Raw genomic sequence first — 24,442 nt, 5'->3', positions numbered from 1 at the left:
TCTGACCCATGGGGGTGCCCTAGTTCGACAGTTGGTCCCCTCTCATGCATCCAGCAGCCCGGAATCTTGTCTGCGCCGGGCCCTGTGACAGGTCTGTGACAGTCGGCGGACAGCCCCATGAAATCGCCCCGGCAAGCTCGTTGACACAAGGAACGGACGGACTCCACCGACGGGGGGCGCGAGATGAACGCAACGCACAGCATCACCACCAGCGCAGTTGTCACGCGTCTCCACGACGTCGGCCGGGGCGCCGAGAAGTCCGGCGCCGCATTGAACGGGCGGGGGTGCGTTCGAGGCGCCGGGCGTCAGCACCCGTCGTACATGACGGTGGTCGACGCACCTGCCGCGACAGGCGCGGGCAACGGGGGAAGCGCGTACGGGGAGGTCACGGGGGAGCGGAAGGCCCCGGCGCAGGCCGAGGACGCCGAAGCGGCGTTCACGGCCTACGTCCGGGAGCGCCGCGCCTCCCTGTACGCCACTGCCTATCACCTGACCGGTGACCGGTTCGAGGCCGAGGATCTGCTGCAGAGCGCCCTCTTCTCGACGTACCGGGCATGGGACCGGATCAGTGACAAGGCGGCGGTCGGCGGCTATCTGCGCCGCACCATGACCAACCTGCACATCAGTGCCTGGCGCAGGCGCAAGCTGAACGAATACCCGACCGAGGAGCTGCCGGAGACGGCGGGCGACACGGACGCGATGCGCGGTACGGAGCTGCGCGCCGTGCTCTGGCAGGCGCTGGCGCGACTGCCCGAGACACAGCGCACGATGCTGGTCCTGCGCTACTACGAGGGCCGTACGGACCCCGAGATCGCGTCCATCCTCGACATCAGTGTCGGCACGGTGAAGTCCAGCATCTGGCGGTCGCTCCGCCGGCTGCGTGAGGACGAGGTCCTCAGCTTCGGCCGTGACGAGGAGGAGTCCTTCGGCGAGCTGGTGGCCTGAGGCAGGGGGGAAACGGGGAACGGGGAAACGGGGCCGCTGCTTCGGGGGAGGCGGCGGTGTACGGGGGAAACGGGGTCGTCGCTTCGGGGGAGGCGGTGGCGCACGGGGGAGCACGGGGAGCACGGGGAGCTGAGGGGTCGGACGGGCCGGGGGGTCCTGTCCGGCCCTTCGGCGCGTTTGGCCGGGGTTCCGGGGGCGGGGGCCGTTCGGGGGCGCTGCCCCCGGACCCCGCTCCTCAATCGCCGGAGGGGCTTGATTTTGCCGGGCTTGGCTTTCTCCGGGTCAGTCGCCGGAGGGGCTCACCTTTGCCGCCGCAGGCGTACGGCACCGGCCCGCCGCCGCGGCGGCCAGTCGGCCCAGGGCCTCGGCCTTGCCGCAGGGGTACGCCCCCAGTTCCGCCTGGCGCGCCACGATCCGGCGTTCGGCCCGCATCAGCCGCCAGCCCCGCCGCAACAGGAACGGCACGGACTTGCGGCCTTCCCGCAGGTCCCGCAGCAGCCGGCGGCGGAATGTCGTCGACGGGCGGCCGCGCAGACACAGGGCATCCGCCAGGAGGCCCAGCGACTGACAGCGCTCGACTATGTCGGCGGCGAAGATCCCCTCGGCCACGAAGAGCGGCGTTCGCTCGATGTGGAGGCCCTCGTGCCCCGTTCGGGAGCTGGTCGCGATGTCGTACACCGGTACGTCGGTGCGTCCGGTGCGGCACAGTTCCGTGATCGCGGCGACCGCGGCATCGGCGTCCCAGGACTGTGCGGAGTCCCAGTCGATGTCCGTACTGCCGGTGACGAGCGGCAGCGTGGGGTCGCCTGCCTCCTTGTAGAAGTCGTCCAGCCTCAGCACCGGAAGACCGGTACGGACGGCCAGGGATGACTTGCCGGAGCCGGAGGGGCCCGCCAGCAGGACTACGCGGGTCGAAATCGCTTGGGAACTCACAGAACACAAGTGTGAGGCATTGACCCGCACAGGGGATCCCCCGGAGGTCTTGTTGGTATCCAGCATCACACCTCAACTACGCTGTGCACTCAACCGATTACTCGATTGATGGTTCGAATCGGCCCGATCAGGTGGGAACTTCATGGCACGTCACGCACTTTCCAAGTCCCGGCGCCGCACTCTGCTGCGGGCAGGTCTGACCGTCACCGCGGTGGGTGCCGCGCTCGGTGCGGGGGGTGCGGTGGCCCAGGCGGCCCCCCTGCCCCTCGTGCAGGCGACGGGTACGGACACCAGCCTCGGCGAGGCCGGTGAGGCGGCCGGTGGCGCGGTCACCGGGGCGCTCGGCCACTCGCTCGACAACGGCATCGCGCCCGTGACGCATCTGCGGCTCGACCCGCTGGCCGGCACGGGTGTGGACCCGCTGGACAACGCGGTGGGGACGCAGGTCGCCGACTTCAAGCCGGTCTCCACCGCCGCCGTCACCGACCCGGTGACCAGCGGTGGCGCGCTGAAGGACCTGCCCGTGGTGGGGCAGATCGCGGGCCTGCTGCACGGCTGACGCGGAAGCGGCCCGTGCCCCCGGATCCGCAGATCCCGGGGCGCGGGCCGCCGCCGCGTCCGTGTCAGTACGAGGAGCCCGACACGCCCAGTGCGCCCGTCGGGTGCCAGACCGTCTTGGTCTCCAGGAACGCCGTCAGGCGGCGGGTGCCCGGGTCGGCCGACCAGTCGCCGCTGCCGCCGTCCACAGCCTGTGGACGGGAGATCCGCTTCAGGTTGTCGGCCGCCGCGATCTCCAGCTCCTTCGCCAGTTCCGCGTCCGCCCCCGTGAGGTCGATGCCGTTCACGTCCTGGTGCGAGGCGAGCGGCGTAGCGATCTCCGCAGTCTTCCCGGACAGGATGTTGACCACGCCGCCCGGCAGGTCCGAGGTGGCCAGCACCTCGCCCAGCGACAGTGCGGGCAGCGGGGCGTCGGCCGAGGCGATGACGACCGCGGTGTTGCCGGTCGCGATCACCGGCGCGACCACCGAGATCAGGCCCAGGAACGAGGACTCCTGCGGGGCCAGGACCGTGACCACACCGGTCGGCTCAGGGGTCGAGAGGTTGAAGAACGGCCCGGCGACCGGGTTCGCTCCACCCACGATCTGGGCGATCTTGTCGGTCCAGCCCGCGTACCAGACCCAGCGGTCGACCGCCGCGTCCACGACGGCCGCGGCCTTGGACTTCGACAGCCCCTCGGCCTCCGCCACCTCGCGGACGAACTGCTCCCGGCGGCCCTCCAGCATCTCGGCGACGCGGTAGAGGACCTGGCCGCGGTTGTACGCGGTCGCGCCCGACCAGCCACCGAAGGCCTTGCGGGCGGCCACGACGGCGTCCCGCGCGTCCTTGCGGGAGGACTGGGGCGCGTTCGCCAGCCACTTGCCCTTGGAGTCGGTCACCTCGTACACCCGGCCGCTCTCGGAGCGGGGGAACTTGCCCCCGACGTACAGCTTGTAGGTCTTGAAGACGCTCAGTCGTCCGTCAGACATCGAGGTAGGCCTCCAGACCGTGACGGCCGCCTTCGCGGCCGAAGCCCGACTCCTTGTATCCGCCGAACGGCGAGGTCGGGTCGAACTTGTTGAACGTGTTGGCCCAGACGACGCCCGCCCGGAGCTTGTTCGCCACCGCGAGGATGCGGGAGCCCTTCTCCGTCCAGATGCCGGCCGAGAGGCCGTACTGGCTGTTGTTGGCCTTGGCGACCGCCTCGTCCGGCGTACGGAACGACAGCACGGACAGCACCGGGCCGAAGATCTCGTCGCGGGCGACGGTGTGCGCCTGGGTGACGCCGGTGAAGAGCGTCGGGGCGAACCAGTAACCGGCGGAGGGCAGCTCGCACGGCGCCGACCAGCGGTCGGCGCCCTCGGCCTCGCCCGTCTCGACGAGCGCGGTGATCCGGGAGAGCTGCTCCTCGGAGTTGATCGCGCCGATGTCGGTGTTCTTGTCCAGCGGGTCGCCGAGGCGCAGCGTGGACAGCCGGCGCTTGAGGGAGTCCAGCAGTTCGTCCTCGATCGACTCCTGGACCAGGAGCCGCGAGCCCGCGCAGCAGACCTGGCCCTGGTTGAAGAAGATGCCGGTGACGATGCCCTCGACGGCCTGGTCGATGGGGGCGTCGTCGAAGACGATGTTGGCGCCCTTGCCGCCCAGTTCGAGCGTGGCCTTCTTGCCGGTGCCGGCGATCTGGCGGGCGATGGCCTTGCCGACCGCGGTCGATCCCGTGAAGGCGATCTTGTTGACGTCCGGGTGCTCGACGAGGGCCGATCCCGCGTCCCCGTACCCCGTCAGGATGTTGACGACGCCCCTGGGCAGGCCGGCCTGGCGGCAGATGTCCGCGAAGAAGAGCGCGGACAGCGGGGTCGTCTCGGCGGGCTTGAGCACCACCGTGTTGCCGGTGGCGAGCGCCGGGGCGATCTTCCACGCGAGCATCAGGAGCGGGAAGTTCCACGGGATGATCTGGCCGGCCACGCCGAGCGGACGCGGGTTCGCGCCGTAGCCCGCGTGGTCCAGCTTGTCGGCCCAGCCCGCGTAGTAGAAGAAGTGCGCGGCGACCAGCGGGAGGTCCGCGTCGCGGGTCTCCTTGATCGGCTTGCCGTTGTCGAGGGTTTCGAGGACGGCGAGCTCGCGGCTGCGTTCCTGGATGATCCTGGCGATCCGGAACAGGTACTTGGCGCGCTCGGAGCCGGGCAGCGCCGACCACTTCTCGAACGCCCTGCGGGCCGCCTTCACGGCCCGGTCCACGTCCTCGGCGCTCGCTCGTGCGACCTCGGAGAGCACCTCCTCGGACGACGGGCTGACCGTCTTGAAGACCTGGCCGTCGGCGGCGTCGGCGAACTCGCCGTCGATGAACAGGCCGTACGAGGGGGCGATGTCGACGACGGAACGGGATTCCGGCGCCGGTGCGTACTCGAATGCAGATGCCATGGGAATCAGTCCACCGTCACGTAATCGGGGCCGGAGTAACGGCCGGTGCTGAGCTTCTGGCGCTGCATCAGCAGGTCGTTCAGCAGGCTGGAGGCGCCGAAGCGGAACCAGTGGTTGTCCAGCCAGTCCTCGCCCGCCGTCTCGTTGACCAGGACGAGGAACTTGATCGCGTCCTTGGTGGTGCGGATGCCGCCGGCCGGCTTCACGCCGATCTGGATGCCGGTCTGCGCACGGAAGTCGCGCACCGCCTCCAGCATCAGCAGGGTGTTCGCGGGGGTGGCGTTGACCCCGACCTTGCCGGTCGACGTCTTGATGAAGTCCGCGCCGGCCAGCATCCCGAGCCAGGAGGCGCGGCGGATGTTGTCGTACGTGGACAGCTCACCGGTCTCGAAGATCACCTTCAGGCGCGCGGAGCCGCACTCGGCCTTCACGGCGAGGATCTCCTCGTACACCTTCAGGTAGCGGCCGGAGAGGAAGGCGCCGCGGTCGATCACCATGTCGATCTCGTCGGCCCCGGCCGCCACGGCGTCGCGGACGTCCGCGAGCTTCACGTCGAGCGCGGCGCGTCCGGCCGGGAAAGCCGTCGCGACGGACGCCACCTTCACGCCGGAACCGGCCAGGGCGGCGACCGCTGTCGCCGCCATGTCGGGGTAGACGCAGACCGCCGCGGTGCGCGGGGTGGTTCGGTCGGTGGGATCGGGATGGACGGCCTTGGCGGCGAGCGCGCGGACCTTGCCCGGGGTGTCCGAGCCTTCCAGCGTCGTCAGGTCGATCATCGAAATGGCCAGGTCGATGGCGTACGCCTTGGCCGTCGTCTTGATCGAACGGGTTCCGAGCGAGGCGGCGCGCGCTTCGAGGCCGACGGCGTCGACGCCGGGCAGCCCGTGCAGGAAGCGGCGCAGCGCACTGTCGGACGCCGTCGCGTCGGCGAATGCGGGAGCAGTGGTGGGCATGGTCACCAGAGGAGCATATCTACGCGCGTAGCGGCCTGTACAGGGGCCCCGGCCATTCGCGCATCGCGCGGCGCCACGGCGCGAGGCGAACGCGTGTACGGGACCCGCCCCGCCGGTCTCCGTACGCGCGTCCGACGGTTTCCGTACGCGTGTCCGGGCGGCCGCCCCCGCGTCCGGCGCGCGCGTCAGGCAGAATCGGGCTCATGACGAGCCCCACACCGCCCTCCGAGCCCACCTACGCCGACCGGACCTACCGGTCGCCCGCCGGGCTGGTCGGGGGTGCCCTGCTGCTCCTGCTCGTCTGCTGGATCGGAGGGGACGCCGTGATCCGGGGCGAGGACCGCACGCCGTGGCTGGCCCTGGCCGGGCTGCTCACCGTGGTGCCGCTGGTCGTCGCCTTCACCCTGCGCCCCGTGGTGCTCGCCAACGCCGAGCGCATCCGGATCCGTAACCCCTTCCGGACGATCACGCTGCCGTGGACCGATGTCGCGGAGGTCCGGGCCGGATACTCGACCGAGCTCCTCACGCGCGACGAGGAGAAGTTCCAGCTCTGGTCCGTCCCGGTGTCGCTGCGGCAGCGCAAGAAGGCCGCCCGTCACCAGTCCCGGCAGTCGATGGACGACCCGTACCGCAGGACGTCCGTCTCCGCCGACGTACGCGACACGAAGGCGCGGACGGCGGCCGCGGACCAGGCGGTCGCGGACCTGAGGGCGCTGGCCGAGCGCGCGGGCGACAATCCCGCCGCCGAGGGCACCCTCAAGTCGGTGCGCTGGGCGTACGAGATCATCGCACCGGCCGTGGCGGGCGCGGTGCTGCTGGTGGTACTGCTCGCGATCGGCTGACGAGCCCCTTGCGGTCCGGGCACAGCCTGCCCGGGCGCAGACCCCCGGCCACGGACGGCCGGGGCGCAGCCGCTGCGGGCGCTCCGGCTGGGGATCACCGGCTGGGGATCACCGGTCCTTGAGCAGGGTCCACCACCAGGCGATGCTGGCGATCGGCAGAGGCTGGTCCACTTCCCGTTCGTGGAAGGGGGAGGCGGCGCTGCCGGCGGGCAGGTCGGCGGGATTCTCCGGATTGACGTAGCGGTTGGTGGTGAGGGACCAGTCGTAGTCGGCGCGGATCCAGTGGTCGCAGTCCGTGATCCAGCGGTGGAGTTCCGGGCCGGCGTCGCGCAGGATCTGGTCGCGCAGGCGGAGGTAGAGGGCCATGGCGCGGGTGTGCATCATGGCGGTCTCGCTGACGGCGTCGGTGAGGGAGCACTTCTGCTCGTACGCGATCAGGTCGACGATGTTTCCGTATCCCTCCTGGCTGCGCTGGCGCTCCTTGTGGTAGGAGACCAGGTCGTTGGACCAGCCGATGATCGAGGCGAAGACCTCGACGAACCCGCGGACGTCGTGGCGCTCGTAATCGGCCGCGGGGAGGTCGTATCCGTGGATGATCTCGCTGAGGGTCGAGAAGATCTTGACCGCGGAGGAGTCGAGCCGGACCGCCAGATGGTCGGAGAGGCTGGGAATCCGTCCGTGGGCGCTGTTGGCCGCCATCCAGACCTGGCCCTGGAGATAGGCGCGGAAACCGGCGGCCCAGCGGGCGGTCTGCACGGGTGTGGTCAGTTCGTCGAGCCGCAGGCGCAACTCGCGCAGAGCGGCGCCGTAGCTGTCCTCGGTGGGAGCGGCCCAGGGGACTTCGATGATGCGCTGAAGCTTGGTGATGATGAGCAGGGTGGCGTCCGGGGATGCTGAGACCGGCCCCTCGTCGCAGTACTCGTCGTCGAAGGCGAAGAGCCACATCAGGAAGTCCGAAGTCCACTGCAGCGCCGCGAGGCGCCCGGACGGTGCACCTCGGCTGGTTATCTCACCGACGGAGATGCGCGTCAGCCGTTCGCGCTGCGCCCGGTCGGAGTACAGGCCGAATCGATCGAGCCAGGCAGCCGAGCGGTCGTCGATCTCACGCCAACCCGGGTGGATCCCCGACGGGAGCGGAACCCATAGCTGAGGGATCTTCGGTGCTGGAGCTGGGGAGGTCATCTACCACCCTTTCGAGTGCACTTTTCGATAGCGCTAAGTCCCGGAAGTTATCAAGGTGTACGAGGATCAGGAACGGCCGTTTTCGGCCGGGTTGGCCTACGGACCGGTGCTCTTTCTCTCCTGGGGCCGGGCATTTCTGGCCATGTCCCCGGCGCCTGCGAAACCGTGCGGGCGGTGGATCGCGCATCGTTCGCGCACGCTCTTTTTCGACGCGTAGTTGGCCCGAAAGTGACTCTTGCGCCTGCCCCGCCCGGCATCCGATGGGGCGGCGGGGGCGGAATCGACGGCGGAGGGAGAGCCGAGGCCGGTGGGGCGCGTTGCCGGGGCGATGCCGGGGCGGACGGCGGGTACGAATGGCGGATGATCGCGCAGAGCGGCCGTGTGGTCGCCGTGTCCCCCGGATCCCACGCGGAGTACGGCGAGCGCCTGGCAGCCTGCGACGAAGTGTGCGCGCGTGCACAGGAGTTGACCGGCGGGGTGCAGCGCACGCCCGAGGGCAACGGCTGGATGCGGGTGCTGCGGGACACCGCCGGACGGGCCGCCGTCGTCTCGGAACGCGCGTAGCCGGACACCGGCTTCACGTACCTGATGCGCACCTGAGGCGTACGCGATGCGTACCTGAGGCGTACGTGAGCCGGTGTCCTTCTCCGGATCAGATCCCGGCCGCGGCCGCCAGGTCCCGCTTGATGCCGGACAGCAGCTCCGTGCCCTTCGCGCGGGCCGCAGGCAGCTCGTCCGCCGAGGCGACCGGCACCACGACCTCCAGGTAGCACTTGAGCTTCGGCTCGGTGCCGCTCGGGCGGACGATCACCCGGGCGCCCTCCAGCTGGTAGCGCAGTCCGTCGGTGGGCGGCAGGAGTTCGGTGCCGTTCGACAGGTCCTCGGCCGAGGTGACGGCCAGGCCCGCGAGTGCCGTCGGCGGCTGCTCGCGCAGGCGGCGCATGGCGTCCGCGATGACGGACAGGTCCTCGACCCGGACCGAAAGCTGGTCGGTGGCGTGCAGCCCGTGCTCGACCGCGAGGTCGTCCAGCAGATCGAGCAGCGTGCGGCCCTGTTCCTTGAGTACGGAGGCGAGTTCGGCGACCACGAGCGCGGCCGTGATGCCGTCCTTGTCGCGGACGCCGTCCGGGTCGACGCAGTAGCCGAGCGCCTCCTCGTAGCCGTACCGCAGACCCTCCACGCGGGCGATCCACTTGAAGCCCGTCAGCGTTTCCTCGTAGCCGAGGCCCGCCTTCTCCGCGATCCGGCCGAGGAGGGACGAGGACACGATCGACTCGGCGAAGACGCCGGTGACACCGCGTCCGACGAGGTGGGCGGCGAGCAGTGCGCCGACCTCGTCGCCACGCAGCATCCGCCAGCCGGCGTCCGCCGCGGGGTCCGGGACGGCGACGGCGCAGCGGTCCGCGTCCGGGTCGTTGGCGATGATGATGTCGGGGTCCGAGCGGCGCGCGGTGGCGAACGCGAGATCCATCGCGCCGGGCTCCTCCGGATTGGGGAAGGCCACGGTGGGGAACGCGGGGTCGGGCTCGGCCTGTTCGGCGACGAGGACCGGGGCGGGGAAGCCGGCCCGGTCGAAGGCGGCGGTGAGCACGGAGGTGCCGACACCGTGCATGGCCGTGTAGACGACGCGGGCGGTGCGCGGCGAACCGTCGGCCAGCACCGCGTCCGTGCGCGCGAGGTAGGCGTCCAGGACCTCGTCGCCGAGGGTCTCCCAGCCGCTTCCGGGGCGGGGCACGGTGTCCAGCGGGCCGACCGCGGCGATGGCTGCGGCGATCTCGCCGTCGGCCGGCGGCACGATCTGCGAGCCGTCGCCGAGGTAGACCTTGTAGCCGTTGTCACGCGGCGGGTTGTGGCTGGCGGTGACCTCGACGCCCGCGACGGCCCCCAGATGCCTTATGGCGTACGCCAGGACGGGGGTCGGGAGCGGGCGGGGGAGTACGGCCGCCCGCAGCCCGGCGCCGGTCATCACGGCGGCGGTGTCCCGGGCGAAGTCGGTGGACTTGTAGCGGGCGTCGTACCCGATGACGACGAGGCCGCCGTCCTGCCCCTGGTCCTTCAGGTACGCGGCGAGCCCGGCGGCGGCACGGATGACGACGGCGCGGTTCATCCGCATCGGGCCGGCGCCGATCTCACCGCGGAGTCCGGCGGTGCCGAACTGGAGCATGCCGGCGAACCGTGCGCCGAGCTCGTCGAGGTCCTCGGAGTCGATGAGCTTGGCGAGCTCGTCGCGGGTCTCGGGGTCGGGGTCCTCGGCGAGCCAGGTCCTGGCCCGGGCGATGAGGTCCTGCTCCTGCTGCACGGTGGTCCGCCTTCCATGTGGTCTTGGTGGGGTTGCTGCGCGGGGGCGTCTGCGGCGGGCATGTTCCCCACCCCACCCCTTCCCGTAACGGGGGCTCCGCCCCGGATCCCGCGCCTCGAACGCCGGCGAGCCCGGATCTGTCGCCGGCGGGTCTGGACCGCCAGGCGGCTCAGTCAAATGCCGAGAGGGCGGAATCGGGCCCCTGGTGGTCCCCCGGACGGAGTCCGGGGGAGACCGAGGAGCGGGGATCCGGGGGCAGCGCCTCCGGAACGGCCGTAGCGGGGCCGGATCAGATCCGGTCCAGGACCCTCGCCAGCAGCGAGCCCATTTGGGTCGCCGAGTCGCGCCCCGCCTGCAGCACCTCTTCGTGGTTCAGCGGTTCCCCGCTCAGCCCCGCCGCCAGGTTCGTCACCAGGGAGATGCCCAGCACCTCCGCGCCCGCCTCCCGGGCCGCGATGGCCTCCAGCACGGTGGACATGCCGACGAGGTCGCCGCCCATCACACGGACCATGTTGATCTCGGCCGGGGTCTCGTAGTGCGGGCCGGGGAACTGCACGTACACGCCCTCTTCGAGGGTCTCGTCGATCTCCTTGCACAGCGCCCGCAGCCGCGGGGAGTACAGGTCGGTCAGGTCGACGAAGTTGGCGCCGATGATCGGCGACGCCGCCGTGAGGTTGATGTGGTCACTGATCAGGACCGGCTGGCCGGGGCGCATGCCCTCGCGCAGGCCGCCGCAGCCGTTCGTCAGCACGACGGTCTTGCAGCCCGCGGCGACGGCGGTACGCACTCCGTGCGCCACGGCGGCGACGCCACGGCCCTCGTAGTAGTGCGTGCGGCCCAGGAAGACGAGGGCGCGCTTCTCGCCGATGCGGTACGAGCGGATCGTTCCGCCGTGACCCTCGACGGCGGGGGCCGGGAATCCGGGCAGGTCCGTGACCGGGAACTCGGCCTCCGGAGCACCGAGCGCATCGCCGGCGGGCGCCCAGCCGGAGCCCATCACGAGGGCGACGTCGTGGGTCTCGGCACCGGTCAGCTCGCGCAGGCGGGCGGCGGCGTCGGCAGCGGCGGCGTGCGGGTCGCCCTGGATGTGGTCCGGAATAACTGATGCGTTCACGCGGATGAGCGTAACCGCTGATTCCCTACGCGCGTAGATGCTCCTGGACAGAGTCTCGCCGTGTTCGTTCGTGTGTTCCCACAGTCATCCGGCGGTGATCATGCGAAAGGGCAGATCAGAGCGGCCCCGCGTAGCTCAGCAGGGGCGCTTGCGGAGTTCCATCACATAATCGTGCGGCGCGCCCGCGGAGTCGGCCGCGTCGGCCACCTCGCCCAGGTAGCGCGCCGACGGCAGGCCGCCCTCGTACCCGTTCAGTACGTACATCCAGGCCGGCTCCTCGCCGTCCAGCGTGTGCACCCGGACCCGCATGCGGCGGTAGATGTCCAGGCCGACGCCCTCCCAGCGGTCCATGGAGTCCTCGTCCATCGGCGCCAGGTCGTACAGGGCCACGAAGACCTGGGAGCGCGGCGCCTCGACCACCGTGGCCAGCGCACCCTCCCAGCCCATCTGCTCGCCGCCGAACGTCAGCCGCCAGCCGTTCAGCCAGCCGGTACCGCGCAGCGGGGAGTGCGGTGCGCGGCGCGTCATCAGCCGCGCGTCGAGGTTGCCGGCGTACGCGGCGTAGAGCGACATGGGATCGAGGGTACGGGAGGTGACACCGGGAGCGTCGATTCCTGAGAGGAACAACCCCGCCCGGGGGCCGGATCGACCGGCCGCTTCCCGTGTCCGGGGCGCTCCGGCGCACGTATGGAGGGCCCCGGGGCGAAGCACCTTGGCGCGTGCGGGACAATGAAGTACGTACTGCATTCCCCCGGGGCGGCCCCCCGGACCCCCGGCCGGGACAGCAGACGGCCGCGGGACGAGAAACGCGAGGCGGACTTTTCGTGACCCGGATCGTGATCATCGGCGGCGGACCCGGCGGGTACGAGGCGGCATTGGTGGGCGCCCAGCTCGGCGCGGAGGTGACCGTCGTCGACTGTGACGGCCTCGGCGGCGCGTCCGTGCTCACCGACTGCGTGCCCTCGAAGACCCTGATCGCGACGGCAGAGGTGATGACCACCTTCGACTCCTCGTACGAGGAGCTCGGCATCATCGTCGCGGACGACACGCCGCACATGGAGCAGGCGGCGCGTGTGGTCGGCGTCGACCTGGGCAAGGTCAACCGACGGGTGAAGCGCCTGGCGCTCGCCCAGTCCCACGACATCACCGCCTCCGTCACCCGTGCCGGCGCGCGGGTGATGCGCGGGCGCGGCCGTCTGGAGGGCCTCCAGGCCGCCGACGGCTCCCGCCAGGTCGTCGTCACCGCGGCCGACGGCACGGAGGAGACGCTCGACGCGGACGCCGTGCTGATCGCCACCGGCGGCCACCCCCGGGAGATCCCGGACGCGCTCCCCGACGGTGAGCGGATCCTGAACTGGACCCAGGTCTACGACCTCGACGAGCTCCCCGAGGAGCTCATCGTGGTCGGCTCGGGTGTCACCGGCGCCGAGTTCGCCGGCGCCTACCAGGCCCTCGGCTCCCGCGTCACCCTCGTCTCGTCCCGTGACCGGGTGCTGCCGGGAGAGGACCCGGACGCGGCCGCCGTCCTGGAGGACGTCTTCCGGCGCCGCGGCATGAACGTGATGGCCCGCTCCCGCGCCCAGTCCGCCAAGCGGGTCGGCGACCGGGTCGAGGTGACCCTCGCCGACGGCCGGGTCATCACCGGCTCGCACTGCCTGATGGCGGTCGGCGCGATCCCGAACAGCGCGGGCATGGGCCTGGAGGACGCCGGGGTCCGGCTCAAGGACTCGGGCCACATCTGGACCGACAAGGTCTCCCGCACCAGCGCGCCCGGCGTCTACGCGGCCGGCGACGTCACCGGGATCTTCGCCCTCGCCTCGGTCGCCGCCATGCAGGGCCGGATCGCGATGTACCACTTCCTCGGCGACGCGGTGGCCCCGCTGAACCTGAAGACGGTGTCCTCGAACGTCTTCACCGACCCCGAGATCGCCACGGTCGGCTACAGCCAGGCCGACGTCGACGCCGGCAAGATCGACGCCCGCGTCGTCAAGCTCCCCCTGCTGCGCAACCCGCGCGCCAAGATGCAGGGCATCCGTGACGGCTTCGTCAAGATCTTCTGCCGGCCCGGCACCGGCATCGTGGTCGGCGGCTGTGTCGTCGCGCCGAAGGCGAGCGAGCTGATCCACCCCATCTCGATCGCGGTCGACAACAATCTGACCGTGGAACAGATCGCAAACGCCTTCACTGTGTATCCGTCCCTGTCGGGATCGATCGCGGAAGTGGCCCGTCAGTTGCACACCCGGAAGCAGGCGGGCGAGGGGTAACCAGCTCCGGGGGAGCCCCGGGAACCCGGCATTCCCCGGCAACCCCCGGCAACTCAGGCGGTCCGTGAGCGCCGCTCGATCAGTACGGAACAACAACGGGGCCGCCTATACCACTTGGCGGCCCCTTGTATGTACAACTTCTGTTATTCGGCGCAAACAGCTGAAAACGCTCGGGCGGTCACGTTACTGTCAGTTTTGTGTTCGCTGCAGAACGTCGTCAGTTGATCCTCGAAATGGTGCGTGCCAACGGGGCGGTATCGCTCCGTGAGCTCGCCCGCGTCGTCCAGACCTCCGAAGTGACCGTACGGCGGGACGTGCGGGCACTGGAGGCAGAAGGACTCCTCGACCGCCGGCACGGCGGTGCGGTTTTGCCGGGCGGTTTTACGCGGGAGTCCGGCTTTCCGCAGAAATCCCATCTCGCCACCGCGGAGAAAACGGCCATCGCCGACCTGGCCGCCGGCCTCGTCGAAGAGGGCGAGGCCATTGTGGTCGGCGCCGGTACGACCACGCAGGAGCTGGCCCGCCGGCTCGCGCGGGTCCCCGGCCTGACCGTGGTCACCAACTCGCTTCTCGTCGCCCAGGCGTTGGCCCATGCCAACCGGGTGGAAGTGGTGATGACCGGGGGCACCCTGCGCGGTTCCAACTACGCCCTGGTGGGCAGTGGTGCCGAGCAGTCGCTCCAGGGGCTGCGGGTCTCGCGCGCCTTCCTGTCCGGGAGCGGGCTCACCGCCGAACGCGGACTCTCCACGTCCAACATGCTCTCCGCGAGCGTGGACCGGGCGCTGGTGCAGGCCGCGGGGGAGGTGGTGGTCCTCGCGGACCACACCAAGCTCGGCTCCGACACCATGTTCCAGACCGTGCCGACGGATCTCATCACCCGTCTGGTGACCGACGAACCGGCCGCTCACGACGACCGGGCGGCCGCGGAGCTGCAGGCCCTGGCGGACCAGGGCGTGCAGATCGCGGTGGCGGGCGCCGGAGGCGGCCCCGCCTCGGCCGACCCCTCGCCACCCGGCAGGGCCGCCCGTCGCGACATGCCCCTGCCGGGACAGCGTCGTACGCATGCGCAGCAGTTGCGGGGGGCGGCGGTGCTGGCGGAGCAGGGCGGTCAGGCGGAGCGGGCGAGAGTGGCAGACCTGCGCCGCCGGTAGCGGGTCTCGGGGGCGCAGCACACCCGGACCCCCGCTCGTCAGTTGCCGGTGGGGCTCGATCGGTCCGGGGCTGTGCTCCTCAGCCGCCGGAGAGGCTTCCGTGCCCGGGTCCCCGCTCGTCACTCGCCGAGGGGCTCTATCTGTCCGGGGCTGTGCTCGTCAGTCGCCGGAGGGGCTTCCGTGCCCGGGGTTCGACCGCCCCTTCAGGCCCTGCAGCGTCAGCGTCAGCAACCGTTCCGCCAGCTCCGGATCGTCCGGCGACTGCTCGGCGGCCAGTGCGATCGCGTTCGTCAGCTGCATCAGGTCGTCGATGGACACATCGGCCCGCACGGCCCCGCTCGTCTGCGCCCGGCCCAGCAGCACCGAACCCGCCTCGCGCAACGGCACATTGCACGGCGAAAGAGCCGAGTTCTTGTCCCGGCACGTCGACATGAGCGCCTGTGCCAGCCCCCGGTACTCACCCGCATGAGTGATGAGCGCGCCCAGCCACTCCACCAGGCCGGTGCACGGCTGCTCCGCCTCGGCCAGTTCGTGGGAGCGGGTGATCAGGGAGGCCACCGCCTCCTGGAAGACCGCGCTCATCAGTGCGTGACGGGTCGGGAAGTGCCGGTACAGCGTGCCGATGCCCACGCCCGCCCGTCGCGCGACGTCCTCCAGGGACGCGTCGGTGCCGTGCTCGGCGAAGGACTCGCGGGCCTCGGTCAGCAGCCGGTCGTAGTTGCGGCGCGCGTCGGCGCGCATGGGCTTGTCCGGCGTGCGGACCGGTGTCCGTGCCGTACTCGTCGCCATTGCGCAGTCCTCCCTGTGTCCGGCTTGGGGTCCAGGATGCCATCGTGCAACCGGAGTCGCCCTCCGTAACACCGAACGGCCGGACTGACCGGAAATGACCGGCGCCCCGGTCACGTCCTATGACATGAGCGGGGCGCCGGCGGAACGGGTGTCGCGAGGATCAGTCCTTGATCTCGCAGATGACGGCACCGGAGGAGACCGAGCTGCCGACCTCGGCGGCGAGGCCCTTGACCGTGCCGGCACGGTGGGCGTTGAGCGGCTGCTCCATCTTCATGGCCTCAAGGACGACGATCAGATCGCCCTCCTTGACCTCCTGGCCCTCCTCCACAGCGATCTTCACGATCGTGCCCTGCATCGGGGAGGCGAGGGTGTCGCCGGAGGCTGCGGAGCCGGACTTCTTCGCCGCGCGGCGCTTGGGCTTGGCGCCCGCCGCGAGGCCCGTACGGGCCAGGCTCATGCCCAGCGACGAGGGCAGGGAGACCTCGAGGCGCTTGCCTCCGACCTCGACGACGACCGTCTCGCGGCCGGACTCCTCGTCCGCCTCCGCGTCGGCCGGAGCGGCGAACGGCTTGATCTCGTTGACGAACTCCGTCTCGATCCAGCGGGTGTGGATGCGGAACGGGGCGGAGGTGAACGCCGGGTCGACGACGACCGCGCGGTGGAAGGGGATGGCGGTGGCCATGCCCTCGACGTTGAACTCGGCCAGCGCGCGGGCCGCGCGCTGCAGTGCCTGCTCACGCGTCGCACCGGTCACGACCAGCTTGGCGAGCAGGGAGTCCCATGCCGGGCCGATGACCGAGCCGGACTCCACGCCCGCGTCGAGGCGGACGCCGGGGCCGGTCGGCGGGGCGAAGACGGTGACGGTTCCGGGGGCGGGCAGGAAGCCGCGGCCCGGGTCCTCGCCGTTGATCCGGAACTCGAAGGAGTGCCCGCGCACGGCCGGGTCGTCGTAACCCAGCTCCTCGCCGTCGGCGATGCGGAACATCTCGCGCACGAGGTCGAGGCCGGTGACCTCCTCGGTGACCGGGTGCTCCACCTGGAGGCGGGTGTTCACCTCCAGGAAGGAGATCGTGCCGTCCGTGCCGACCAGGAACTCGACCGTGCCGGCGCCGACGTAGCCGGCCTCCTTGAGGATCGCCTTGGACGCCGCGTACAGCTCGGCGTTCTGCGCCTCGGACAGGAACGGGGCCGGGGCTTCCTCGACCAGCTTCTGGTGGCGGCGCTGGAGCGAGCAGTCACGGGTGGAGACGACGACCACGTTGCCGTGGGAGTCGGCCAAACACTGGGTCTCCACATGCCGCGGCTTGTCGAGGTAGCGCTCCACGAAGCACTCCCCGCGCCCGAACGCGGCGACGGCCTCACGGACAGCGGAGTCGTACAGCTCCGGGATCTCCTCCAGCGTGCGCGCGACCTTCAGCCCGCGCCCGCCACCGCCGAACGCGGCCTTGATCGCGATCGGCAGCCCGTGCTCCTCGGCGAAGGCGACCACCTCGGCGGAACCCTCGACCGGGTCCGGGGTGCCCGCGACGAGCGGGGCACCGGCGCGCTGGGCGATGTGACGGGCTGCGACCTTGTCACCGAGGTCCCGGATCGCCTGCGGCGGCGGGCCGATCCACGTCAGACCGGCGTCGAGCACGGCCTGGGCGAACTCGGCGTTCTCCGACAGGAACCCGTAACCCGGGTGGATCGCGTCCGCCCCGGAGTCCTTGGCCGCCTGGAGCACCTTGGCCATGTCCAGATAGCTGGCGGCCGGGGTGTCACCGCCCAGAGCGAATGCCTCGTCGGCCGCACGCACATGCAGAGCGTCGCGGTCCGGGTCTGCGTAGACGGCCACGCTCCCGATTCCCGCGTCCCGGCAAGCACGGGCAACACGGACAGCAATTTCGCCACGGTTGGCGATGAGCACCTTGCGCACGATGGCTCCCTCCTTGAAACAAGCTGAGTTTAGGGACAACCGACACGGCCTTACGACCCGTCCCCAATGGTGAGCTTGCCCACACGGAGTGTGATTCGAGGCTTGCTCGAGTCGCGAAATCCCTTGTGGCACCACGGTACGCCGGGAACCATGACCGCACAGTAGCCACGAGGTGTGGTCCAGGTCTCTGTCGGCACGGGCAGCGACTTCCCGTGTTTCTTTGTGGACTTCCTACTAAGGGGCGCGTGATTCTTTGCCCGACGCACGAGGGCGCGCACAAGGGGGGTGCGAAGCCGGGGCGGGCGGGCGCGCGAAGGGCGCGTCGAACCCCTTGTCCGGAGCATTACCCGTTAGTAGGGTCCGCGCTATCGCATGTACTGCAGGTAACAGGGGGTGAGCACCGTGGTGCGCAGGCCGGTGGCTTTCATAGCCGCGCTCGTGTTGTTCGCGGAAGCCGTGGGCATTGTGATCATCAACGTGGTCCTGGGAACGGTCGTGAAGAACCAGGACATGTCCCTGGCCGGCACGGATCCGGGTGTCATGTCCAAGGGGACCTGGGCGCTGGGCGGCGTCTCGGGACTGTTCCTGGTGCTGTGCGGCGTGCTGATCCTGCTGGCCGGCATCCGCGACCGGGCGCCCGGCCGCATCGCCCGGATCGTGCTCATCTCCTGCGCCGTCATCCACGGGGTGCTGGGCGCCCTGACGGTGGGCCTGGTCGGCTGGTCCGCGTTCGTGGTCATGATGGTGGTGCTCGGCCTCGTCGTGTGGACGCTGGTGGCGTACGGCCCCGCCGACCGGCAACCGGCCACCGCCGTCGAGCCCGAGCAGCCGACGGCCCCGGCCCCTGCCTGACCAGGGCCCGCCCCGGACCCGGACGTCCCGGACCCTGAGGTCTCAGACCCAGAGGTCGGTGACCTGGACCCCCAGCTCGCCCAGCAGTCGCCGCAGCAACGGCAGCGAGAGCCCGATGACGTTGCCCGGGTCGCCGTCGATGGAGTCCACGAACGGCGCCGAGCGCCCGTCGAGGGTGAAGGCGCCCGCGACATGGAGCGGTTCGCCGGAGGCCACGTAGGCGGCGACCTCGGCGTCCGACGGCTCACCGAAGCGCACCGTCGTGGACGCGGTCGCGGAGGCGGTGCGCCCGCTCGCGGTGTCGATCACGCTGTGACCGGTCTGAAGGACCCCGGAGCGCCCCCGCATGGACTTCCAGCGGGCCGTGGCCTCCTCGGCGTCGGCGGGCTTGCCCAGCGCCTCACCGTCCAGTTCGAGCACCGAGTCGCACCCGATGACCAGCGCCCCGGCGGCCTCCGGCCGCCCGGCCACCGCCGCGGCCTTGGCCCGGGCCAGCACGAGCGCGAGCTCGGCCGGCGTCGGGGCGTTCAACGCGTCCTCGTCGACCCCGCTGACGATCACCTCGGGCGCGAACCCGGCCTGCCGCAGCAGACCGAGACGGGCGGGGGACTGCGAGGCGAGCACGAGACGGCGGCGAGCGGGATCAGTCATGGGCGCCATCGTACAAATCAGCCGGTGCGGCGAGGACCGCCCCCGGGAACACGGGCCCCCGCCGCCGTCACCGCGTCCCGAGCGCGATCATCGCGACCACCATGGCGAGCGCGAGCACCAGCCACGCGCGCCGCATCATGTCCTGGGCGTCGCGCAGTTCCTTCGGCGGCTTGTTCTCGGGGTCGGACCACAACATGATCCGATCCTGCTGCGGGCATCGCCGTCGCGCCTGAGTACCCGTACTCAGGCGCCCTGGTGCGTACGGACCAGATCCTTCCGGTACATGCCGGAGGCCCGGACCCCGCAAGGGATCCGGGCCTCCGGCGACAGTCCGTGACTAACCGGGCCAGTACGTACGCGCCCAGGCGCGCGGCCCCGGCAGATGGCGGCCGCGCCGGGCCGGACGGCCCGGGTCGGACCACTGTGCGGGCAGCTCCGGTGCGCCGGACGACACGGCTGCCGCCGCCGCGGCGCGCGCCTGGACCACCGCCAGGGCGGCGGCCAGCTCCTCCGGGGTCGGGTTGCCCCTTACGACCTTGATCATGGCCAGGACCCTTTCTAGAGGGGGATGTTGCCGTGCTTCTTCGGGGGCAGCGACTCCCGCTTGGTCCGCAGCTGCCGCAGCCCCTTGACCACCTGCGCCCGGGTCTCGTGCGGCATGATCACCGCGTCGACGTAACCGCGCTCGGCCGCCACGTACGGGTTCAGGAGCGCGTCCTCGTAGTCCGCCATCAGTTCGGCGCGGGTCGCCTCCTGATCCTCGGCGGCGGCGATCGTACGGCGGTGCAGGATGTTGACGGCGCCCTGGGCGCCCATGACCGCGATCTGCGCGGTCGGCCAGGCGACGTTGATGTCGGCGCCCAGGTGCTTGGAGCCCATGACGTCGTACGCGCCGCCGAACGCCTTGCGGGTGATCACCGTGATCAGCGGGACGGTCGCCTCCGCGTACGCGTAGATCAGCTTGGCGCCGCGGCGGATGATGCCGCCGTACTCCTGGTCGACACCCGGCAGGAAGCCCGGCACGTCGACGAAGGTCAGCACGGGCACGTTGAACGCGTCGCACGTGCGGACGAACCGTGCGGCCTTCTCGCTCGCGTTGATGTCCAGGCAACCGGCGAACTGCATCGGCTGGTTGGCGACGATGCCGACCGGATAGCCCTCCACCCGGCCGAAGCCGGTGAGGATGTTCGGCGCGAACAGGGCCTGGGTCTCCAGGAACTCGCCGTCGTCCAGCACGTGCTCGATCGCGGTGTGCATGTCGTACGGCTGGTTCGCCGAGTCCGGGATGAGCGTGTCGAGCTCGCGGTCCTCGTCGCTGATCGCCAGGTCCGCCTCCTCCGGGAAGGCCGGGGCCTCGGAGAGGTTGTTCGACGGCAGGTACGACAGCAGCGACTTGACGTACTCGATGGCGTCCTTCTCGTCACCCGCCATGTGGTGCGCCACACCCGAGGTGGTGTTGTGCGTACGGGCGCCGCCGAGCTCCTCGAAGCCTACGTCCTCACCGGTGACCGTCTTGATGACGTCGGGTCCCGTGATGAACATGTGCGAGGTCTGGTCGACCATGACCGTGAAGTCGGTGATCGCGGGGGAGTAGACCGCGCCACCCGCGCACGGTCCGACGATCAGCGAGATCTGCGGGACGACACCCGACGCGTGCACGTTGCGGCGGAAGATCTCCGCGAAGAGGCCCAGCGCCGCGACACCCTCCTGGATGCGTGCGCCGCCGCCGTCGTTGATGCCGATGACCGGACAGCCGGTCTTCAGCGCGAAGTCCATCACCTTGACGATTTTCTCACCGTAGACCTCGCCGAGCGAGCCGCCGAAGATGGTGAAGTCCTGCGAGTACACGCAGACGGGGCGGCCGTCGACCGTGCCGTACCCGGTGACGACACCGTCCCCGTACGGCCGGTTCTTCTCGATCCCGAAGTTCGTCGAACGGTGCCGGGCGAACTCGTCCAGCTCCACGAAGGAACCCTCGTCGAGCAGGAGATCGACGCGCTCGCGCGCGGTCAACTTGCCCTTCGCGTGCTGCTTTTCCACCGCGCGTGCGGAGCCCGCGTGGGTCGCCTCGTCGATACGGCGCTGCAGGTCCGCGAGCTTGCCCGCGGTGGTGTGGATGTCGATCTCTTCCGGCTCGGACATCGGGTGGCGGCTCCCTGCCTGGTCACGGGGACGACTGTGCTGCTGATCAGCGGATGAAGGGCTGAAGGCGCGCAGCACCGAACGGCTACTGCCCCGTAGCGTATCGGCGCGGATACGGTTCGGCAGTGCGTCGTTTGACACACCTAGGGTGGGTTGCATGACACCTTCGGATGCGCCACAGAGCCGTTGGTCGGACCTGGACCGGCCGCCACTGAACGTCCCCGCGCTGCGCCGCGGACTGCTGGTGCCGGGCGGGCTGTGGACCGCCCTCGACGTCGTCGCCGCCACCGGCTCCACCAACTCCGATCTCGCGGGCCGCGCGGCCTCCCTCGCCGAGGGCACCGTCCTGGTCGCCGAGGAACAGACCGCCGGCCGGGGCCGCCTGGACCGCACCTGGACGGCGCCTGCCCGCTCCGGCCTGTTCTTCTCCGTCTACCTGACGCCGGGCCCGGTTCCGGTGCAGCGGTGGGGCTGGCTCCCGCTCCTCGCCGGGGTCGCCGCGGCGACCGGCCTGGCCCGGTCGGCAGGCGTCGACACGTCGCTGAAGTGGCCCAACGACCTGCTGGTCACGGTCGGCGGGGAGGAGCGCAAGACGGGCGGCATCCTCGCCGAGCGGGCGGGGGACGGCGTCGTCGTCGGCATCGGTCTGAACGTCTCCCTGCGGGCCGACGAGCTGCCCGCCCCCACCGCCGCCTCGCTCGCCCTCGCCGGAGCGGTCTCCACCGACCGCGAGACACTGCTGCGGGGCGTACTGCGCTCACTGGAGCAGTGGTACGGACAGTGGCGCGCGGCCGACGGCGACGCGGCCGCCAGCGGGCTCCAGGAGGCGTACGCCGCGGGCTGCGCGACGCTCGGGCGAAAGGTGCGGGCCCAGTTGCCCGGCAACCGGACGCTCACCGGTGAGGCGGTGGCGATCGACGGGGACGGCCGGCTGGTCCTGTCCTCGGACGACGGACTGCGGAAGCCGGTCTCGGCGGGCGACATCGTGCACCTGCGCGGAGCGGAGGGCGGACTGACCTGAGGGCGGCCCACGGCGCGAATCCCGTCCGGTGTCGTCCAGGGCCCCCCGTACGGATCAGGCAGGGCTCGCGTGGTCCGGCATGATCGGAACGAAACGCCCTGGACGACGTGAGGTAGGGCACACCTGCCGTATCGTTGAGGCGATCCACCGACAGATCGGCAGGGCAGTGCGCAGGGAACGGGCAGGAGGCGGCTGGTGACCGTCGACGACACGACCTCCGGCGCGGGCGAAGAGCCCCCGTCGGACTCCTCGGTCCACGCGACACCGCATCACGAAGTCGACCACACGGCGGAACCGACCGACGATCCCCTGGCGATCCGGCTGGAACAGCTGATCCTGGGGGCCGACCGGCGCTACACCCCGTTCCAGGCCGCCCGGACCGCGGGCGTCTCCATGGATCTGGCGTCCCGGTTCTGGCGGGCCATGGGATTCGCCGACATCGGCCAGGCCAAGGCGCTGACCGAGGCCGACGTGCTGGCGCTGCGGCGGCTGTCCGGTCTGGTCGAGGCGGGGCTGCTCAGTGAGCCGATGGCGATCCAGGTGGCCCGGTCGACCGGGCAGACCACCGCCCGGCTGGCGGAATGGCAGATCGATTCCTTCCTGGAGGGCCTCACCGAGCCGCCCGAGCCGGGAATGACCCGCACCGAGGTCACGTACCCCCTGATCGAACTGCTCCTGCCGGAGCTGGAGGAGTTCCTGGTGTATGTGTGGCGGCGCCAGCTCGCCGCCGCCACCGGCCGGGTCGTGCAGGCCGCGGACGACGACGAGATGGTCGACCGGCGCCTGGCCGTCGGCTTCGCCGACCTCGTCGGGTTCACCCGGCTGACCCGTCGCCTGGAGGAGGAGGAGCTCGGTGAACTCGTCGAGTCCTTCGAGACCACCTGCGCCGACCTCGTCGCCGCGCACGGCGGCCGGCTGATCAAGACCCTGGGTGACGAGGTGCTCTTCGCCGCCGACGACGCGCGCACCGCGTCCGAGATCGCGCTGCGTCTCATCGAGGCGATGACCCTGGACGAGACGATGCCGGCGCTGCGCGTCGGCATCGCGTTCGGCACCGTCACCACCCGGATGGGCGATGTCTTCGGCACCACGGTGAACCTCGCCAGCCGGCTGACCTCGATAGCGCCGAAGGACGCCGTCCTGGTGGACGGGGCGTTCGCCAAGGAGCTGACCCGTACCGGCGACGCCCCCGTCTCCGAGGCCCAGGCCGCGGAGGAGGCCGCGGCCGCCGCGCGGGCCGAGAAGGAGGGCGTGGACGGCGAGGAGCCGGCTCCCGTACCCAAGTACCGCTACGGGCTGCAGCCGATGTGGCAGCGCCCGGTGCGTGGCCTGGGCATCGTCGAACCGTGGCTGCTGGCCCGTCGCGGCACGTCCTGACCGATCCCGGATCGCCGGGTCGGCACGTCCTGACCGGCCCCGGATTGCCGTGCCGGCTCGTTCCGACTCATCCCGCATTTCCCGGTCGGCACGTCCCGACCGGCCCTGGATCGCCCGGCCGGCACGTCCTGACCGGCCAGACAGCCCCCTGCCCTCCCGCCCCGGGAGAGCTCTAGGATCCCTCCGGTAACGCTCGTTAACCGGAGGGGTGCAGTCATGACCGTCACGTCCGAGCAGCGGTTCGGGGAGTTCGTCGTCGTACGGGGCCATGAGGGCCTGGAGCACGTCGCCGAGCTGGTTCTCGACCGGCCCAAGGCGATGAACGCCGTGTCCACGGACATGGCGCGCTCGATCGGCGCGGCCTGCGCCGCGCTCGCCGCCGACTCGGATGTCCGGGTCACCGTCCTCACCTCCAGCCATGAGCGGGCCTTCTGCGTGGGCGCGGACCTCAAGGAGCGCAACTCCTTCACCGACGCGGACCTGGTGCGCCAGCGGCCCACGGCCCGTGCCGCCTACACCGGAGTTCTCGAACTGCCGATGCCGACGATCGCCGCGGTGCACGGCTTCGCGCTCGGCGGCGGGTTCGAGCTGGCCCTGTCCTGCGACCTGATCGTCGCCGACCGGACCGCCCTGGTGGGCCTCCCCGAGGTGTCGGTCGGGGTCATCCCGGGTGGTGGCGGCACCCAGCTGCTGCCGCGCCGGATCGGAGCGGCGCGCGCCGCCGAGCTGATCTTCACCGCCCGCCGGGTGGAGGCGGCCGAGGCGCGGGAGCTGGGGCTGGTCGACGAGCTGGTCGCCGAGGGCGAGGACCGGGCCGAGGCGCTCGCGCTGGCCGGCCGGATCGCGGCGAACTCCCCGGTGGGGCTGCGGGCGGCCAAGCGGGCGCTGCGGCTCGGCCACGGGCTCGATCTGCGGGCCGGTCTCGAGGTCGAGGACTCCGCGTGGCGGTCGGTGGCCTTCTCCGGCGACCGGGCGGAGGGCGTGGCGGCGTTCAACGAGAAGCGGAAGGCGAACTGGCCCGGGGAATGACCCGAACATGACCCTGTGTGTTCGATAG

At 71.0% G+C, this 24,442-nt stretch carries 24 protein-coding genes; 10 read left to right on the top strand and 14 right to left on the bottom strand.

Annotated elements, in window-relative coordinates; all coding sequences use genetic code 11:
* The first annotated feature begins 183 nt into the window (after positions 1–183).
* On the top strand, positions 184–945 hold the full coding sequence (locus ACIOEW_RS10790; protein ID WP_401963258.1) for a SigE family RNA polymerase sigma factor: 762 nt from the start codon (positions 184–186) through the stop codon (positions 943–945).
* A gap of 282 nt (positions 946–1,227) precedes the next feature.
* Here ACIOEW_RS10790 and ACIOEW_RS10785 read toward each other — a convergent pair whose 3' ends face one another.
* Positions 1,228–1,944 (bottom strand): uridine kinase, encoded by a 717-nt coding sequence (locus ACIOEW_RS10785; RefSeq protein WP_362546407.1) that lies wholly within the window; start codon positions 1,942–1,944, stop codon positions 1,228–1,230.
* 76 nt (positions 1,945–2,020) lie between these two features.
* Between ACIOEW_RS10785 and ACIOEW_RS10780 the strand changes: the two genes are divergently transcribed.
* Positions 2,021–2,437, top strand: coding sequence for a hypothetical protein (locus ACIOEW_RS10780; RefSeq protein WP_362546410.1), 417 nt, complete (start codon positions 2,021–2,023; stop codon positions 2,435–2,437).
* A gap of 64 nt (positions 2,438–2,501) precedes the next feature.
* On the opposite strand, the gene ACIOEW_RS10775 is transcribed toward ACIOEW_RS10780, so the two are convergent.
* The 3 genes from ACIOEW_RS10775 to deoC are packed head-to-tail and all read right to left on the bottom strand — an operon-like array spanning position 2,502 to position 5,786.
* Positions 2,502–3,404, bottom strand: a complete 903-nt coding sequence (locus ACIOEW_RS10775; protein ID WP_362546413.1) for an aldehyde dehydrogenase family protein — start codon at positions 3,402–3,404, stop codon at positions 2,502–2,504.
* Positions 3,397–4,833 (bottom strand): aldehyde dehydrogenase family protein, encoded by a 1,437-nt coding sequence (locus ACIOEW_RS10770; protein ID WP_401963255.1) that lies wholly within the window; start codon positions 4,831–4,833, stop codon positions 3,397–3,399. The genes ACIOEW_RS10775 and ACIOEW_RS10770 overlap by 8 nt, the downstream gene beginning before the upstream one ends.
* Before the next feature lie 5 nt (positions 4,834–4,838).
* Entirely contained in the window at positions 4,839–5,786 is a 948-nt protein-coding gene (deoC, locus tag ACIOEW_RS10765) for a deoxyribose-phosphate aldolase (RefSeq protein ID WP_401963842.1), read from the bottom strand.
* Positions 5,787–5,989: 203 nt separating this feature from the next.
* Between deoC and ACIOEW_RS10760 the strand changes: the two genes are divergently transcribed.
* Positions 5,990–6,628: a PH domain-containing protein gene (locus ACIOEW_RS10760; RefSeq protein WP_401963254.1), complete on the top strand. Its 639-nt coding sequence runs from the start codon at positions 5,990–5,992 to the stop codon at positions 6,626–6,628.
* Positions 6,629–6,736: 108 nt separating this feature from the next.
* Here the strand turns inward: ACIOEW_RS10760 and ACIOEW_RS10755 are convergent, their stop codons facing one another.
* Entirely contained in the window at positions 6,737–7,810 is a 1,074-nt protein-coding gene (locus ACIOEW_RS10755; RefSeq protein ID WP_401963252.1) for a (+)-(1(10)E,4E,6S,7R)-germacradien-6-ol synthase, read from the bottom strand.
* A 360-nt stretch (positions 7,811–8,170) separates the two neighbouring features.
* On the opposite strand from ACIOEW_RS10755, the gene ACIOEW_RS10750 reads away from it, so the two are divergent.
* On the top strand, positions 8,171–8,374 hold the full coding sequence (locus tag ACIOEW_RS10750) for a hypothetical protein (RefSeq protein WP_401963251.1): 204 nt from the start codon (positions 8,171–8,173) through the stop codon (positions 8,372–8,374).
* An 88-nt stretch (positions 8,375–8,462) separates the two neighbouring features.
* Here ACIOEW_RS10750 and ACIOEW_RS10745 read toward each other — a convergent pair whose 3' ends face one another.
* From ACIOEW_RS10745 to ACIOEW_RS10735, 3 genes are all read right to left on the bottom strand, one after another.
* The gene (locus tag ACIOEW_RS10745; protein ID WP_401963249.1) at positions 8,463–10,109 is read right to left on the bottom strand and encodes a phospho-sugar mutase; all 1,647 of its coding nucleotides are present in this window, start codon (positions 10,107–10,109) and stop codon (positions 8,463–8,465) included.
* Between the two features lie 289 nt (positions 10,110–10,398).
* The gene (locus ACIOEW_RS10740) at positions 10,399–11,223 is read right to left on the bottom strand and encodes a purine-nucleoside phosphorylase (RefSeq protein ID WP_362546427.1); all 825 of its coding nucleotides are present in this window, start codon (positions 11,221–11,223) and stop codon (positions 10,399–10,401) included.
* Between the two features lie 135 nt (positions 11,224–11,358).
* Positions 11,359–11,796 carry a gamma-glutamylcyclotransferase gene (locus tag ACIOEW_RS10735; protein WP_136327705.1) on the bottom strand — a complete coding sequence of 146 codons (438 nt, stop codon included), beginning with the start codon at positions 11,794–11,796 and terminating at the stop codon, positions 11,359–11,361.
* Positions 11,797–12,047: 251 nt separating this feature from the next.
* Between ACIOEW_RS10735 and ACIOEW_RS10730 the strand changes: the two genes are divergently transcribed.
* Both ACIOEW_RS10730 and ACIOEW_RS10725 read left to right on the top strand, forming a co-directional pair.
* Positions 12,048–13,487, top strand: coding sequence for an NAD(P)H-quinone dehydrogenase (locus tag ACIOEW_RS10730; RefSeq protein ID WP_401963248.1), 1,440 nt, complete (start codon positions 12,048–12,050; stop codon positions 13,485–13,487).
* Positions 13,488–13,684: 197 nt separating this feature from the next.
* Positions 13,685–14,638, top strand: a complete 954-nt coding sequence (locus ACIOEW_RS10725) for a DeoR/GlpR family DNA-binding transcription regulator (RefSeq protein ID WP_401963246.1) — start codon at positions 13,685–13,687, stop codon at positions 14,636–14,638.
* A 159-nt stretch (positions 14,639–14,797) separates the two neighbouring features.
* On the opposite strand, the gene ACIOEW_RS10720 is transcribed toward ACIOEW_RS10725, so the two are convergent.
* Together ACIOEW_RS10720 and ACIOEW_RS10715 are read right to left on the bottom strand one after the other, a co-directional pair.
* Positions 14,798–15,427 (bottom strand): TetR/AcrR family transcriptional regulator, encoded by a 630-nt coding sequence (locus ACIOEW_RS10720; protein WP_401963244.1) that lies wholly within the window; start codon positions 15,425–15,427, stop codon positions 14,798–14,800.
* Between the two features lie 160 nt (positions 15,428–15,587).
* Entirely contained in the window at positions 15,588–17,342 is a 1,755-nt protein-coding gene (locus tag ACIOEW_RS10715; RefSeq protein ID WP_401963243.1) for an acetyl/propionyl/methylcrotonyl-CoA carboxylase subunit alpha, read from the bottom strand.
* A gap of 393 nt (positions 17,343–17,735) precedes the next feature.
* On the opposite strand from ACIOEW_RS10715, the gene ACIOEW_RS10710 reads away from it, so the two are divergent.
* The gene (locus tag ACIOEW_RS10710; protein ID WP_401963242.1) at positions 17,736–18,194 is read left to right on the top strand and encodes a hypothetical protein; all 459 of its coding nucleotides are present in this window, start codon (positions 17,736–17,738) and stop codon (positions 18,192–18,194) included.
* Positions 18,195–18,236: 42 nt separating this feature from the next.
* On the opposite strand, the gene ACIOEW_RS10705 is transcribed toward ACIOEW_RS10710, so the two are convergent.
* From ACIOEW_RS10705 to ACIOEW_RS10690, 4 genes are all read right to left on the bottom strand, one after another.
* On the bottom strand, positions 18,237–18,854 hold the full coding sequence (locus tag ACIOEW_RS10705; RefSeq protein ID WP_362546445.1) for a nucleoside triphosphate pyrophosphatase: 618 nt from the start codon (positions 18,852–18,854) through the stop codon (positions 18,237–18,239).
* 58 nt (positions 18,855–18,912) lie between these two features.
* Positions 18,913–19,041 carry a morphogenic membrane protein MmpB gene (gene mmpB / locus ACIOEW_RS10700; protein WP_350989353.1) on the bottom strand — a complete coding sequence of 43 codons (129 nt, stop codon included), beginning with the start codon at positions 19,039–19,041 and terminating at the stop codon, positions 18,913–18,915.
* Positions 19,042–19,182: 141 nt separating this feature from the next.
* Positions 19,183–19,389, bottom strand: a complete 207-nt coding sequence (locus ACIOEW_RS10695; RefSeq protein WP_362546448.1) for an acyl-CoA carboxylase epsilon subunit — start codon at positions 19,387–19,389, stop codon at positions 19,183–19,185.
* A gap of 14 nt (positions 19,390–19,403) precedes the next feature.
* Positions 19,404–20,987: an acyl-CoA carboxylase subunit beta gene (locus ACIOEW_RS10690; protein WP_401963240.1), complete on the bottom strand. Its 1,584-nt coding sequence runs from the start codon at positions 20,985–20,987 to the stop codon at positions 19,404–19,406.
* A gap of 157 nt (positions 20,988–21,144) precedes the next feature.
* Here ACIOEW_RS10690 and ACIOEW_RS10685 point away from each other — a divergent pair, with 157 nt between their 5' ends.
* The 3 genes from ACIOEW_RS10685 (at position 21,145) to ACIOEW_RS10675 (ending at position 24,414) form a co-directional block, all read left to right on the top strand.
* Positions 21,145–22,008, top strand: a complete 864-nt coding sequence (locus ACIOEW_RS10685; RefSeq protein WP_401963239.1) for a biotin--[acetyl-CoA-carboxylase] ligase — start codon at positions 21,145–21,147, stop codon at positions 22,006–22,008.
* A 195-nt stretch (positions 22,009–22,203) separates the two neighbouring features.
* Positions 22,204–23,385 (top strand): adenylate/guanylate cyclase domain-containing protein, encoded by a 1,182-nt coding sequence (locus ACIOEW_RS10680; protein ID WP_362546457.1) that lies wholly within the window; start codon positions 22,204–22,206, stop codon positions 23,383–23,385.
* 216 nt (positions 23,386–23,601) lie between these two features.
* Entirely contained in the window at positions 23,602–24,414 is an 813-nt protein-coding gene (locus ACIOEW_RS10675; RefSeq protein WP_401963236.1) for an enoyl-CoA hydratase/isomerase family protein, read from the top strand.
* Positions 24,415–24,442: the final 28 nt, after the last annotated feature.

It is taken from the genome of Streptomyces sp. NPDC087901, from assembly GCF_044742205.1.
Classification (GTDB): domain Bacteria; phylum Actinomycetota; class Actinomycetes; order Streptomycetales; family Streptomycetaceae; genus Streptomyces.
This window is presented reverse-complemented; position numbering and strand designations above follow the sequence as displayed.

What these genes read in the sequence shown, in the direction of transcription:
- ACIOEW_RS10790 (WP_401963258.1), top strand. Translation starts at nt 184, where the DNA reads ATGAACGCAACGCACAGCATCACCACCAGCGCAGTTGTCACGCGTCTC.
- ACIOEW_RS10785 (WP_362546407.1), bottom strand. Translation starts at nt 1,944, where the DNA reads ATGCTGGATACCAACAAGACCTCCGGGGGATCCCCTGTGCGGGTCAAT.
- ACIOEW_RS10780 (WP_362546410.1), top strand. Translation starts at nt 2,021, where the DNA reads ATGGCACGTCACGCACTTTCCAAGTCCCGGCGCCGCACTCTGCTGCGG.
- ACIOEW_RS10775 (WP_362546413.1), bottom strand. Translation starts at nt 3,404, where the DNA reads ATGTCTGACGGACGACTGAGCGTCTTCAAGACCTACAAGCTGTACGTC.
- ACIOEW_RS10770 (WP_401963255.1), bottom strand. Translation starts at nt 4,833, where the DNA reads ATGGCATCTGCATTCGAGTACGCACCGGCGCCGGAATCCCGTTCCGTC.
- deoC (WP_401963842.1), bottom strand. Translation starts at nt 5,786, where the DNA reads ATGCCCACCACTGCTCCCGCATTCGCCGACGCGACGGCGTCCGACAGT.
- ACIOEW_RS10760 (WP_401963254.1), top strand. Translation starts at nt 5,990, where the DNA reads ATGACGAGCCCCACACCGCCCTCCGAGCCCACCTACGCCGACCGGACC.
- ACIOEW_RS10755 (WP_401963252.1), bottom strand. Translation starts at nt 7,810, where the DNA reads ATGACCTCCCCAGCTCCAGCACCGAAGATCCCTCAGCTATGGGTTCCG.
- ACIOEW_RS10750 (WP_401963251.1), top strand. Translation starts at nt 8,171, where the DNA reads ATGATCGCGCAGAGCGGCCGTGTGGTCGCCGTGTCCCCCGGATCCCAC.
- ACIOEW_RS10735 (WP_136327705.1), bottom strand. Translation starts at nt 11,796, where the DNA reads ATGTCGCTCTACGCCGCGTACGCCGGCAACCTCGACGCGCGGCTGATG.
- ACIOEW_RS10720 (WP_401963244.1), bottom strand. Translation starts at nt 15,427, where the DNA reads ATGGCGACGAGTACGGCACGGACACCGGTCCGCACGCCGGACAAGCCC.
- ACIOEW_RS10705 (WP_362546445.1), bottom strand. Translation starts at nt 18,854, where the DNA reads ATGGCGCCCATGACTGATCCCGCTCGCCGCCGTCTCGTGCTCGCCTCG.
- mmpB (WP_350989353.1), bottom strand. Translation starts at nt 19,041, where the DNA reads ATGTTGTGGTCCGACCCCGAGAACAAGCCGCCGAAGGAACTGCGCGAC.
- ACIOEW_RS10695 (WP_362546448.1), bottom strand. Translation starts at nt 19,389, where the DNA reads ATGATCAAGGTCGTAAGGGGCAACCCGACCCCGGAGGAGCTGGCCGCC.
- ACIOEW_RS10690 (WP_401963240.1), bottom strand. Translation starts at nt 20,987, where the DNA reads ATGTCCGAGCCGGAAGAGATCGACATCCACACCACCGCGGGCAAGCTC.
- ACIOEW_RS10685 (WP_401963239.1), top strand. Translation starts at nt 21,145, where the DNA reads ATGACACCTTCGGATGCGCCACAGAGCCGTTGGTCGGACCTGGACCGG.
- ACIOEW_RS10675 (WP_401963236.1), top strand. Translation starts at nt 23,602, where the DNA reads ATGACCGTCACGTCCGAGCAGCGGTTCGGGGAGTTCGTCGTCGTACGG.